Consider the following 12,255-nt stretch of genomic DNA (forward strand, 5'->3'; position numbering starts at 1 on the left):
GGCTGTTCGGCGTTCACGCGGTGACCACCCGGTCGTCGCGGACGCTGAGGCCGTACCGCTGCTCGGCCGCCGCGACATACGCCGCGAGCGCGATATGCCCGTCCGGCCCGACGGAAACACGCGGGGGCGGTGCGACCGGAAGCCCCGCGCTCGCGGCGACTTCGGCCAGTGCGGCCCCGAGCTGAAGCGCGCTCGCCCCGGCCCGGCGATCGGCGGTGAACGGTGTGGTACCGGCCATCAAGGTAGGCGTCTCGGTGCCGTCGAGCGCCGATTCCGCGCCGGGGTCGGTCACACCGTTGTCCTCAGCGAGCCGATCGGCGGCATCACGTCGATCATCGAGTGTGCTTGCCCGAGTCGGGCCGACGTCCCGGCTCGATGGTGTCGAGTCGTTTCCCGCCTCACCGGTTCCGGTGCCGTCGGTGTGCGCGCCGAGGAGATCGGTCGGCGGATCGAACAGTGCGAAGGGGAGCTGTGCCGGCTCCCGCACCTCCGACGGCGCGATATTCAGTGCCGTACCGGCACACTGGGTTTCGATCAGATCGGTGAGCAGCGGTCCGTCGCCGGACAGGTAGGCGAAGCGGAAGGCCATGCGCATGGCCGGGTCGGCGATCTGACGATTCCACTGTTCGCGCTGGTTACCGTTGCCGAAGGTATGGCGGACGGCGTCGATGGCGACGGCCGAGGTGACCGCGAGATTCGCGGCCGCGGTGAGGATTTCGGGTGCCGGGTGATCCATGGTGTCGAGAACGGCTTCGAGCAGCGTCGCGTGCCAGTAGTCGATCTGGGCGCAATGCAGGCCGAGGCCGCGTTCGGCGTAGGCGTGGAAGGCGGCGGCGATCAGTTGCTGCCCTTCGTGCATGTGCCCGGTCTGGAAGGCGACGGTCGCCAGCCGCACCTGGACGTCGGCGGCGTCGAGTACCGCGCCCGATGCCTGGAAATATTCGTAACCGCGCAGGTAGCGATCGTGGGCGCGGTCGAGATCGCCGCGGTTCTCGGCGAGGAATCCCATCGTCTTCAGCCCGATCCCGGCGCGGTGGCCGAGTCCGGCGCGTTCGAAATACTCCTGGCTCGCGTGCAGTAGCGGCTCGGCTTCATCGAGCCGATTCAGTCGCAGCATCATGGTCGCGGTGTTCTGCTGGGTCTCGGCGACGCCGTTGCGGTCCTGCGCGGATTCGAACGCGGCGAGCGCCTGCGCGGCGAAATCGACGGCGAGTTCCCGGTGGCCGGTCTCGAAATACGCGCCGGCCAGGTTCATCAGCGGATGTCCCGCCAATTGCGGAGCGAAACGTACTGCGGCGTCGAGTGATTCGGTGGCGATCTCGATGGTGTCGTGCCACCTCCCGCGATGGAAGGCCACCGCGCACAGTGACAGCAGACAGGCCACACGCAAGGTGCCGAACTCGTCGTTGTCGGCCAGGAGGGCACGCGCCTGTTCCAACGCGGACTGGGCCCGATCCAATTCACCGACGTGCTGAAGCGCTTGGGAATAGTTGACCAGCGCCGACGCGCGTTTCTCGATCGCGTCCGCCGGAATCTCCGACAGCGCTTCGTGATACCAGCCGATCGCGGTCGCGTGATCGCCGAGTTCGTCGGCCATGCTCGCGGCGTTGATCAGCGCGCTCGCCCGCAGCCCGCCCGTCGTGGTGCGCGCGGCCCGTTCGAAGATCCGCAATGCCTCGGCGACCTCGCCGCGCTGATAGGCGGCCGCGCCCTCGAGGAGCACTTCGCGACCGTCGTCGTGGGGTGAATCGCGGGTCATCAGAAATCGGAATCGTTTGCCGCTGCCGCGATCTCGGCCAGCAGTGGTGCGTCGAAGGCGGTGTCGTCCGCGTCTGCCGCTCGGGCGAGTCTGGCGGTCGCCAGATCCCGCACCCGTCGCCGGATCTCGGTGTCGTCGGGCGCGGCGAATCCGGGCGGGCCGAAACCCGCGACGGATATGCCGACGTCGGTGACCTGTCCCGCCACGGTCGGAGACGGGTCCACCGGACCTCGACCGATCCAGGTGTCGCCCACCAGCGACAATTCGATCTCGGCGAGCACCGCGTCGGCGCCGCCCGCCGCGCCGACGAGCGCCCGTGGCCGCAGATGGTCCGGTACGCCGGGAACGAGGTCGGGTGCGGCGACCGCGCGCACCAGCACCCGCGTCGCCCCCGAATCCCGTGTCACCTCCCAGGACACCGCGCGTTCGGAGGCGTCGACCAGGCCGGGCGGGCAGCCCCGCCAGTCCCAGCCGCCGACACCGCGCGTCAGTGTGAGGCCGCCCTCGTCGCCCTCGCCACCGGCGGCAAGTGCGTAATCGTCTTGGCGCGCAAGGGCATCGGCGGTCCGTGGGGCGAAGTCGGGCACCTCGGCATCCGCGCCGTCGACGAGTGCGTCACAGGCCTCGGTCAGGGTCGCGATCTCTTCCTCCAGCAGCCGCCGGTCCAGTGCGGCGATGCCGTCGATGGTCGACGCGGGCCACCAGCGGATCACCCAGTGCGCGTACGCGAGCCGCCACGCCTTCGCCACCAGATCCGGCCGGGCGGGCGGTGCGGGCAGTTCCACCGCGTGCCGATCGGCGGGCCGTAGTTCGGCGGCGGCCAGCGCGACCTCCTCACCGTAGACGGCCCACAGCCATTCCTGCGCGTCGTCGGGATGGTCGACCACCGCCGCCGGTGTCGCCTGTCCGGCCAGCAGACTCCAGGTGAGGTGCCCGCCCACGACTTCGAGAACGAGGGTGTCGGGATCCGGGGTTCCGTCGAGCACGGTCGGCGCGTCGGCGGGCGCGACGACCAGGAGTCCGTCACCGGTGCGGCGGATGCTCACGTCCGTCATCAGCTCGCCCTCGATTCGGTCTCGTCGGGATCCATGGCCAGGGTGAGGGCGCTGAGCGCGTTCTTCACCCTGGTCCGATGATCGAGGATCACCGATCGGGCCACGCCGTCGAGCAGATCCCACAGTTCGTCCGGCTCGAACACGCCCGTCTCGCGGACATCGCGACCGTGCAGCCGGACCCACAGTCTGCGCAGGTACGGACGCCACGGCGTGCGCAGTTCGGCCGCGATCACGGCGAGGGGGTTGTCCGGGGCGAGCGTCGAGGTGGTGTCGAGCATGAGCCTGCGTGCCTGGAGGACATACGCCTCGCGTTGCCAGCGGCTGTTGATGGCGCGCTGCGCGGCGGTCTCGTCATCCGTCTGCGTCACATCCGTCGCGACCGCTTCGGTGCGCGACCGACGCGCTATCCGCCCCGAGGGATGGTCGGCGATATCGGAGACCACCGCCACCCGTCGCGGTCCCAGTGGGCGGCTGTCGATCGGCGCGAGTCCTGTCGCCAGTACCGCCCCGGCGGCGGCTGTCACCCGAAGCGATTCGTCCAGCAGTGCCCACGGTGCGCAGCTGCGGGCGATCTCGTTGGTGACCAGTTCGGGAATGGGTGGTAGTTCGGCTCTTTCGCTTGATGCCTGGAGCACGGTGAAGACCCGCTCGTAGACGGTCCGATCGAAGGGCAGGGCGAGCTTCGAGGTCGACGCGGACGCGCCGAGCGCGGGCCGAGGTGGCAGCGGATGTTCGGTGAGACCGAGTTCGCGCGCGCTCGATCCGGATTCGCGCTGCCACAGGGACAACCCGGAATGGGTGCCCGCGTGCGCGTCGATCAGCCGGTCGAGCGCCCGCTGTCCCGCGTCGCCGTCGCCCTCCCAGCGCGCCTGGGCCGCGGCGTCGAGCAATTCGGTGAGTTCGGCGTCGTGATCGGCCGGTGACGCGGTCGCCGGTCGACGACGCCACGCGAGTTCGATGAGTCCCACCAGCTCACGGGCTTTCGATTCCTCGGTGACGTGCTGTTTCAGCGCCTGGGTTGTCCGCCCCGCCGAGAATTCGTGGATATCGCGCAGCGTCTCCTCGGCGGCGGCGCGATCCTCGGCGGGATCCGGCATCCCCTTCGTCGTCGCGAGTTCGAAACAGCGTTGGAAGTACAGATCCTGGGGATGGCCCTCGGTGATGCGCAGGGTCCGGCGCACCTGTTTGAGCAGTGTGAACCAGGCCGCTGTCGCCCGCAGGACATCCGCGCTCGCGTGAATCCTGGTGGCGAGCAGCGTCGCACCGTCCTCGCTGAGGATCGGCCCGGCGCACTCGGGATTCTGCACGGGCCGGATCACGAGTGGATCCAGCACGAGTTTCACCGTGCGGCGCAAAGGCCCGCCGGAGGGACCGCTGAGCGGTTCGACGCCGTCGAGCCTGCGCCATACCTCGTCGAGCACCATGGCGCGCGGTCGTCGCATTCGACCAGGTTAACGGAGTTTCGGCGAATGCGGACCGCCCAAACCTGGGATCGGTAGGGCGCGCGGCCTTCATACCTTTTTGTCAACGGCGCCACCGAGGAGCCGAAGAAACAGACAGAGAAGGACAAAGAAATGAACACCAAGACCCGCTTCGCCGCCACCGCGATCGCCGCCTCCGCCACCCTGGCCCTCTTCGTCACCGGATGCAGCGACGACGCCTCCACCTCCACCCCGACCTCGAAGGCCCAGACCGCCACCTCGGCGGCCCCGGTCGCACCGGCGGGCGGCAAGTCGGCCGCGACGGTCGACGGCAAGGCGCTCGAGGCCAAGTTCGACACCACCTGCGCCAAGCAGGGCAGCACCCTGGCGCTGGCCCTCACCGATACCAACAGCTCGACCTACGGTCAGCTCAGCGTCAGTGCCAGCATCGAGGGTGACACGGTGCAGGCGGTCGGTATCGCGGGCAGCAAGGGCGGCTCCAACGGCCTGCCCTACGCAGTCGGCTACGGCAACGGCCAGCCGGGCGGTTCGGCCAAGCTGGTCAAGGACGGCAACACCTACAAGGTCACCGGCGAGGGCGTCGGCGTCCCGGACCTCACCAACCCGCTGGCCGGTCCCACCACCTCGAAATTCGAGATCACCTTCGCGTGCACGACCATCGTCGGCGCCTGATCCCCACCACGCCTCGAACTCCGCGCTCCCGCAGTGCATCGCGGGAGCGCGGATTCGAGTGCGATCCCCACCCCTCCGAAATCCGACGCAGTAAAGGAAAACCCATGAAGAACAAGGCCCGCGCTCTGGCTCTCGCCCTCGGCGTTCTCGCGATCGGCTACTACTTCTGGCACGGACTCACCTTCGACAGCGGCGATCCCTACGTACTCGCCTGGGTGGGTTGGCAGATGTCGCTGCCGATCATCGCCCTGACGATCGTCCCGATAGTCTTCGCCTTCACCGCCGACGGCATCCTGCCCGCGCTGACCGGCCTGAACAGCTCCGAATTCCAGGGCGGACAGATGGGCCTGGGCACCGTGCGGTCGTTCCGCCACACCGGCGTGACCCTCAACGACCAGCCGCAGGTGCGCATCGAGTTCAGCGTCGAGGGCGCGGACGGCAAGGTCTTCCCGTCCACCGCGCGGATGATCGTGCCGCTGACCGAACTCGCGCTGCTTCGCCCCGGCGTGGTGCTGCCGGTGCGATACCTGCCCGGCCGCACCGACAAGGTCGAGGTCGACATGTCGGGTAACGGCGCCGAGGCGCAGCGCGCGATGAACGCCTCGATGATGCGGAAGGGTTTCACGACCGAGGCCAAACTCGATATCGCCGAACGCGGTATCCGGGCGCAGGCCGTGGTGCAGTCGCTCTCGGTGCCGGGCGAGATCCGCGACGGACATTCCAAGATCGAGCTCGCGCTGCGCGTCACCCGGCCCGACGGTTCCACCTTCGGCACCCGCGTGGAGAAATTCCTGCCGCCGACCGCCGTCGGATACGTCCAGGTCGGGCGGATCGTGCAGGTGTCCTACCTGCCCGAGAACGAGCTGGAGGTCGTGCTGACGCTGCCGGTCAATGCCTGATCCCCACCGCCCCGGGTCCGACGTCCACCACGACAGATCTCCGCCGATCCCGGCGTTCGCGACACACGCGGGCGCCGGGATTTTCGCGTCGGCACCCTCTCGGCTAACTGAGGGTTACCTAATTGGTCAGGCGTTCACCTTTCGGTTTCCTCCGGATAGTCTGAGGCGTTTAGCGTGCGGCGCGTCGGATCAATCCAGGGAGTCATCGTGATCTCGAAACCCCTCGCCCTCTTCGTGAAGCATGACGGCCAGTCCGCCCGTGCGTCCGTGACGTGCGAATACAAATGCGCCAACGCCTGTTTCCACGAGGCGCCCAACACCTCGGCGGGGGCGTACTTCGGCGATATCGTCAGCTCCTTGAACCGGCGCGGCCTGATCAAGGGCGGTGCCGCTGCGGTCCTCGCGGTCGGGGCGGGCAGCGCGCTCGCCGCCTGTGGCGACGACGACGCCTCGGCGAATTCGGTCACCCCCACCTACACTCCCGCGGGATCCGCCGGTACCGGCACGAGTTTCACCGCCGTCGCGCCCAACAAGGAAGACGCGCTGGTGATCCCCGACGGCTATCAGCAGTCCGTCGTCATCCGCTGGGGTGATCCCCTCTTCGCCGACGCGCCCGCTTTCGATTTCGACAAGCAGACCCCGGCGGCGCAGGCCAGGCAGTTCGGCTACAACAACGATTTCGCGGCACTGCTGCCCATCGAGGGCCAGCCGAATTCCTATCTGCTGGTGGTCAATCACGAATACACCACCGGCCCGCAAATGTTCCGGGGCTACAACAAGGATGCCCCGACCGACGAGCAGATCGCGATCACCAAAGCCGCGCACGGGCTCACCGTCGTCGAGGTGAAGGGCGAATCCGCTACCGGCAAACTGACGCCGGTCTTCGGCAAATACAACCGTCGGATCACCGCCGACACCGAATTCACGCTGACCGGCCCCGCCGCGGGCACCATCTTCACCAAGACCTCCGCCGACCCGAGCGGCACCAAGGTGCTCGGCACCTTCGCCAACTGCGCGGGCGGGGTCACCCCGTGGGGCACGGTGCTTTCCGGCGAGGAGAATTTCCACGGATACTTCGCCAACGGCGACAAGATCAGCGATCCGCTCGACAAGCCGCGCGCCAAGCGGTACGGATATCCCAAGGGCGCGACCACGCCGAACCAGTGGGAGCGCACCGACAAGCGTTTCGACCTCGCGCAGGAACCCAACGAAGGCAACCGATTCGGATATGTCATCGAGGTCGACCCGTGGGATCCCGCCTCGACGCCGGTGAAACACTCGGCGATGGGCAGGCTCAAGCACGAGGGCGCCAATATCTACGTGACCAAGGCGGGCGACGTCGTCTCCTACACCGGTGACGACGAACGCTTCGACTACATGTACAAATTCGTGTCCTCCCGCAAGATCCAGTCGGGCAGCGGAGCGGCCAGCACGCGGCACAATATGACGATTCTCGACGCGGGCACCCTCTATGTCGCCAAGCTGAGCGGCGATCATCCGGACAAGGTCGACGGCTCGGGCACGGTGCCGTCCGACAAGGGTTTCACCGGCAAGGGCCAGTGGATTCCGCTGCTGGAGACCGGATCCGACGGTAAGGGCAAATCGCTGGTCGAGGGCATGTCCGCCGCCGAGGTCGCCGTGTTCACCAGGCTCGCCGCCGACAAGGTCGGCGCGACCAAGATGGACCGGCCCGAGGATTTCGAGGCCAATCCCTACACCGGCAAGGTGTACGTCGCCCTGACCAACAACGACAATCGCGGCAAGGACAGCACCGTCGCAGGCCCCGACGAGGCCAACCCCCGCAAACTGAACAAGAACGGTCAGGTCCTCGAAATCGACGACGACCACACCGGAACCGAATTCACCTGGTCGTTGCTGCTGGTCTGCGGCGACCCGGCCGCCGCCGACACCTATTTCGCGGGATTCGACAAGACGAAGGTCAGCCCGATCTCTTGCCCGGACAATCTGGCCTTCGACGCCTACGGCAATCTGTGGATCTCCACCGACGGCAACGCCCTCAAAACCAACGACGGCCTGTTCTCGGTGGTCCTGGACGGACCCAATCGCGGTGAGACCAAACAGTTCCTGACGGTGCCGAAGGGCGCGGAGACCTGCGGCCCGATCGTCACCGAATCCCGCGTGATCGTCTGCGTGCAGCACCCGGGCGAAGCCGACGACGCCACCCCGGAGAACCCGCTCTCGCACTGGCCCGACGGCGGTACCGCCCAGCCGCGTCCCTCGGTCGCGGTGGTGTGGAAGAACAACGGCCGCATCGGCGTCTAGCTGTCAGCGAGGCCGCCGCCCGGACGCATTCGGGTAGCGGCCCTTGCGGGATCAGCCGCTGCCGGTCAGGCCGCCCATATGCGCGAAGCGGGCGAAATCGCCCTGGGCGCCGCTGTATACGTTGACGTCGGTGCGGCCCGAGATGCCGGGGATGCTGCCGCTGTCGGTGGTCTGCCAGAACGTCCAGGTGGGCCAGCCGCCGGGGACCTCGGGCTGGTCGTTGCCCCGGTAGTCGGCGATCCAGAGCGGATAGGCGGTGAACGCGTTCGTATTCGCCATCGCCGACTTCCAGAAATTCGGATACGTGTAGATGATCGGCATGCGGCCGGTCAGCGTGCGCACCGTGTTCAGGTAGCGGTGGGTCCAGTCGATGAGACCGGCCGGGTCGAGGCCGCCGGAATGTTCCATGTCGAGGACGGGCGGCAGGTCGAGTGGGCCGTTCTGGCCGAGCACCACCGCCGCGTACAGCGCCGCCTGCGGTTCGGGCGGCAGGCCGGGCTGGGCGTAGTGGTAGGTCCCGCGAGCGACGCCTGCGGCGCGCATCAGCAGGCTGTCGGGCACGAAATAGGGGTTCACGTAGCTGAGCCCCTCGGTCGCCTTCACCATGGCGAACTGATGTCCGGACCGTCGCACGGCGAACCAGTCGATCATCCTGCCGTCGATGTGCTGCCACGACGACACATCGGGGCCGGTCGGCGTCGCCTGCGCGGTCTGTGTGGTCGCTGTGAGGATGCTGCCCAGTGCGATGCCGGACAATGCGATCACGCGTATCGATCTCCAACGAGTTCTGTGCATGATGTTTGACGATAGCCAATAGCTTTGACCGTCACCAGTGGGGCTGGTGATGTATTCGCCAGCAGTTCGCCAGGGAGAATTATCCGAGCCAGTCCAGCACCGAAGCGGCGGTCCACGACTGCTGCATGCTGCCGAGCGGTTCGCCGGTGAACGGTTCGTAGTACTCGGCGAAACTACCGTCGCTGGCCTGGCGCAAACCCTCGGCGCGCAACGTGTAGGAGCGCTCGGCCCAGCCGCGGCGGGCGAAAACCCACGAGAACAGCCAGCTCATGACCGGCCAGACCGGACCGCGCCAGTACTCGCGGGACCGGAAGTCCTTGGACACCGGGGAAGTCGACGGCGGCAGGTGGTAGCGCAGATCGGGATGACCGCAGTAGCGCGGCCCCTCGAACAGGCGCAGCAGGCTGCGTTCGGTATCGCGTGGCAGGCCGCCGCACAGCAGCGGGGCGAAGACGGACAGGGTTTCGGTGTTGATCCACCGTTGCAGCCGGACATCGAAATCGCGTGCCGCGCCGGTCCTGGCGTCGGCGGTGGCGACGACGCCCGCGCGGAAGCGATCGGCCCAGGCGTAGAGGTCGCGCACATCGGCGTTGGGCTGTTTGTACTCCTCGCCGATATTGGCGAGCACCTCGCAGGCCAGCGCGAAGATCGCGGTGACGAAAACGTCCTCCACGGCGAAACTCATACTAGAGGCGAGCAGATAGTCGTCGTATCCGGCGCGGCGCATCTGCTCGACCAGCCACAGGTAGCGGTCGTACTCGCGGTCACTCGGGCGCTGCGTCGGATCGGAGACGATCACGGTGTCCTCGCGCCGGTACGGCGGCAGCGCGCCGGGGACCACATTCTCGTAGGCCCGGTCCCAGCGCGGTGAGTTGTCCATGCCGGATTCCCAGCCGTGGTACAGCGTGATGCGCCCGTTCTCCTTCGGATCGCGGGCGTGCGCGAGCCAACGGTGCCAGCGCACCAGATCCGGCCACCGGCGATTGAGGAATTCCTCCGCGACCGCCCTGGTGCTGCGGCCGTGCCTGCGCGAATGGTCCAGGATGCGTTGCACCGCGATGGCGTGCACGGGCGGCTGGGTGATACCGGACGTGTCGGGGCCGTCCGGGGCATTGGCGGCGAGTTTCCTGCACTCCCAGCGCGCGGGGCCGGGGAAGTATCCGTCGACGCCGTTGGCGAACACGATGTGCGGGATCATTCCGTTCTTCCATTGCGCGGACAGCAGCGTGTCCAGTTCCACCACCGCGCGTTCGACGCTCAGCGGTGCCAGCCCGACCGACACGAATGCCGCGTCCCAGCTCCACATGTGCGGATAGAGCCGGGGCGCGGCACTGGTCATGGTGCCCAGATCATTTCCCCGCAGCAGATAGGCGGCGCGGGCCGCGAGCTGTGTTGGGGTGAACCCCGGATGTGCCATCCACCTATTCTCCGACGACACCCGGGAATATGCCTGCTCAGTGGTGTGTTTCCGGACACCGCGTCGTCGCCGGCCGATTCACTCCCGTCCATCCTGCCGTCGACCGGCAGATGTACGGCGACACGCGGCGGCGGCCTTCGCGCGCTGCCACTACGGTGGGGCGCATGACCGCCGTGACCAGCCTGCCGAAGCCGACCGCCTTGATCACCGGTGCCAGCCGGGGATTGGGCGCCGCCATCGCCCGTGAACTGGCGCCGACGCACGAATTGCTGCTCGGCGCCCGATCCGGTGATTCGCTGCGCGGAATACTCGAGGATCTGCCGGAGGCGACCGGCTGGCCGGTCTCGCTCACCGATTACGACGCCGTCGCCGAGGCCGTCGCCCCGATCACGCGGCTGGACGTGCTCGTGCACAACGCGGGTATCGCCGATCTCGGCACCATCGCCGAATCCTCGGTCGAGCAGTGGCGTAATACGTTGGAGGCCAACCTCATCGCTGTCGTCGAGTTGACGCGGCTGCTGTTGCCCGCTCTGCGCGTCGCGAGCGGTCACGTGGTGCTGGTCAATTCGGGCGCGGGCCTGCGTGCCCATCCGGGCTGGGCGCCCTACGCCGCGAGCAAATTCGGATTGCGCGCCTTCGGTGACGCGCTGCGTCAGGAGGAACCGCAGCTGCGGGTCACCTCGATCCATCCGGGGCGTATCGATACCGATATGCAGCGCGCGATCGTCGCGGGTGAGGGGCGCGAGTACCGGCCGGAGGAATTCCTCACCCCGGAGACCGTCGCGAGCGCGATCCGCAATGCCGTCGAGACGCCGCGCGACGGCCATCCCACCGAGATCGTGCTGCGTCCGTACTGATCGGGGCCTGCGTGACATACCTCCCGACCGCTTGGACTCTTTAGTCCTAATTGTCTCGGTTTGCTTACAGGTGCGTGGTGTTCACCCGGTGGACAGATCGGGTGGATACAGTCCGGGCTGTTCGCCCCGGCCATGGTCCGCCGACGGGTGGCGTGCACCAGTCCGAGCAGACCCGAAGGTATGGATCATGGAACGTCGTCGTTTGTTGTCGATGCTCGCCGCCGGTACGGCCATGGCGTTGACCGGTTGTGCCGTGGCCGAAGGCGACCCGATCAAAAGTGGATCCGCCGACGGCGTTCCCGTCCTGCCGCCCGCGACACCGGCGCCGCGCCCGCAACTGCCGCCCCCGCCCGGTGGACCCAAGACGCCAATCGCCGCGCAGACCATCACCGCGCTGCCCGGCCGTGGCTCCAGCATGGCGCTGACCGTCGACGACGGCGCGAGCCCCGAGGTGGTCGGCGCCTACATCCGCTTCGCCAAGGACACCGGCGCCCGCTTCACCTTCTTCGTCACCGCGTACTACGACTCGTGGACGATCCACCGCGACGAACTGCGCCCCCTGGTGGATTCGGGCCAGATCCAGCTGGCCAACCACACCTGGGACCACGCCGACCTCACCGCCATCTCCGCGAGCGCCGTCTCCTCACAGCTCTCGCGCGCGAAAACCTACTTGCACAACACCTTCGGCGTTGACGGCACCCCGTACTACCGGCCGCCCTTCGGCAGGCACAACGCCACCGTCGACCGGGTCGCCGCCGACCTCGGCTACACCGTCCCGGTGATGTGGTACGGCTCCCTCTCCGACTCCGGCGTGATCACCGAGGAATACCTCATCGAATGCGCCCACAAGTACTTCAACCCACAGACCATCGTCATCGGCCACGCCAACGCCCCCGCCGTCACCCACTGCTACGGCCAACTCGTCGACATCATCCGGGAACGCAACCTGTCCATGGTCACCCTCGACGACGTCCTCCTCCCCCCGACCTGAGGATCTCTTTACCTTAGGTGGTTGTAAATGTCAAACAACTGAAATCTGATTCAACGGTATAGAGTTGTAGGACATTCGTCGCCCA

General features: G+C 67.5%; 10 protein-coding genes. 5 read left to right on the plus strand and 5 right to left on the minus strand.

Annotated elements, in window-relative coordinates:
* Positions 1-13: 13 nt before the first annotated feature.
* From DAT37_RS03060 to DAT37_RS03070, 3 genes are read right to left on the minus strand one after another with little or no spacing between them, the layout of a single operon-like run.
* A complete protein-coding gene (locus tag DAT37_RS03060; RefSeq protein ID WP_109523067.1) occupies positions 14-1,759 on the minus strand; it encodes a tetratricopeptide repeat protein in 1,746 nt (581 codons plus the stop codon).
* Positions 1,759-2,814 carry a hypothetical protein gene (locus DAT37_RS03065; protein WP_109523068.1) on the minus strand — a complete coding sequence of 352 codons (1,056 nt, stop codon included), beginning with the start codon at positions 2,812-2,814 and terminating at the stop codon, positions 1,759-1,761. The genes DAT37_RS03060 and DAT37_RS03065 overlap by 1 nt, the downstream gene beginning before the upstream one ends.
* Positions 2,814-4,238: a hypothetical protein gene (locus tag DAT37_RS03070; RefSeq protein ID WP_109523069.1), complete on the minus strand. Its 1,425-nt coding sequence runs from the start codon at positions 4,236-4,238 to the stop codon at positions 2,814-2,816. Before DAT37_RS03070 ends, DAT37_RS03065 begins: the two co-directional genes overlap by 1 nt.
* 150 nt (positions 4,239-4,388) lie before the next feature.
* Between DAT37_RS03070 and DAT37_RS03075 the strand changes: the two genes are divergently transcribed.
* The 3 genes from DAT37_RS03075 to DAT37_RS03085 all read left to right on the plus strand — a co-directional run bounded on the left by DAT37_RS03075 (position 4,389) and on the right by DAT37_RS03085 (position 8,110).
* Positions 4,389-4,928 (plus strand): lipoprotein LpqH, encoded by a 540-nt coding sequence (locus tag DAT37_RS03075; protein WP_109523070.1) that lies wholly within the window; start codon positions 4,389-4,391, stop codon positions 4,926-4,928.
* 104 nt (positions 4,929-5,032) lie between these two features.
* Positions 5,033-5,827, plus strand: a complete 795-nt coding sequence (locus DAT37_RS03080) for a hypothetical protein (RefSeq protein WP_109523071.1) — start codon at positions 5,033-5,035, stop codon at positions 5,825-5,827.
* Positions 5,828-6,034: 207 nt separating this feature from the next.
* Positions 6,035-8,110 carry a PhoX family protein gene (locus tag DAT37_RS03085; RefSeq protein WP_109523264.1) on the plus strand — a complete coding sequence of 692 codons (2,076 nt, stop codon included), beginning with the start codon at positions 6,035-6,037 and terminating at the stop codon, positions 8,108-8,110.
* 51 nt (positions 8,111-8,161) lie between these two features.
* Here the strand turns inward: DAT37_RS03085 and DAT37_RS03090 are convergent, their stop codons facing one another.
* Positions 8,162-8,905, minus strand: coding sequence for a glycoside hydrolase family 25 protein (locus DAT37_RS03090; RefSeq protein ID WP_109523072.1), 744 nt, complete (start codon positions 8,903-8,905; stop codon positions 8,162-8,164).
* Between the two features lie 79 nt (positions 8,906-8,984).
* The gene (ggh, locus tag DAT37_RS03095) at positions 8,985-10,322 is read right to left on the minus strand and encodes a glucosylglycerate hydrolase (RefSeq protein ID WP_109523073.1); all 1,338 of its coding nucleotides are present in this window, start codon (positions 10,320-10,322) and stop codon (positions 8,985-8,987) included.
* Between the two features lie 164 nt (positions 10,323-10,486).
* Here ggh and DAT37_RS03100 point away from each other — a divergent pair, with 164 nt between their 5' ends.
* Together DAT37_RS03100 and DAT37_RS03105 are read left to right on the plus strand one after the other, a co-directional pair.
* A complete protein-coding gene (locus DAT37_RS03100) occupies positions 10,487-11,179 on the plus strand; it encodes an SDR family oxidoreductase (protein ID WP_109523074.1) in 693 nt (230 codons plus the stop codon).
* Between the two features lie 187 nt (positions 11,180-11,366).
* Positions 11,367-12,170, plus strand: a complete 804-nt coding sequence (locus DAT37_RS03105; RefSeq protein ID WP_109523075.1) for a polysaccharide deacetylase family protein — start codon at positions 11,367-11,369, stop codon at positions 12,168-12,170.
* Positions 12,171-12,255 lie beyond the last annotated feature (85 nt).

The organism is Nocardia aurea (genome assembly GCF_003123685.1).
GTDB classification, from domain to species: domain Bacteria; phylum Actinomycetota; class Actinomycetes; order Mycobacteriales; family Mycobacteriaceae; genus Nocardia; species Nocardia aurea.

Bases quoted from the DNA above. Each gene is read 5' to 3' on its own strand.
- ggh (WP_109523073.1), bottom strand. From the start codon at position 10,322: ATGGCACATCCGGGGTTCACCCCAACACAGCTCGCGGCCCGCGCCGCC.
- DAT37_RS03080 (WP_109523071.1), top strand. From the start codon at position 5,033: ATGAAGAACAAGGCCCGCGCTCTGGCTCTCGCCCTCGGCGTTCTCGCG.
- DAT37_RS03100 (WP_109523074.1), top strand. From the start codon at position 10,487: ATGACCGCCGTGACCAGCCTGCCGAAGCCGACCGCCTTGATCACCGGT.
- DAT37_RS03065 (WP_109523068.1), bottom strand. From the start codon at position 2,814: ATGACGGACGTGAGCATCCGCCGCACCGGTGACGGACTCCTGGTCGTC.
- DAT37_RS03075 (WP_109523070.1), top strand. From the start codon at position 4,389: ATGAACACCAAGACCCGCTTCGCCGCCACCGCGATCGCCGCCTCCGCC.
- DAT37_RS03090 (WP_109523072.1), bottom strand. From the start codon at position 8,905: ATGCACAGAACTCGTTGGAGATCGATACGCGTGATCGCATTGTCCGGC.
- DAT37_RS03060 (WP_109523067.1), bottom strand. From the start codon at position 1,759: ATGACCCGCGATTCACCCCACGACGACGGTCGCGAAGTGCTCCTCGAG.
- DAT37_RS03070 (WP_109523069.1), bottom strand. From the start codon at position 4,238: ATGGTGCTCGACGAGGTATGGCGCAGGCTCGACGGCGTCGAACCGCTC.
- DAT37_RS03105 (WP_109523075.1), top strand. From the start codon at position 11,367: ATGGAACGTCGTCGTTTGTTGTCGATGCTCGCCGCCGGTACGGCCATG.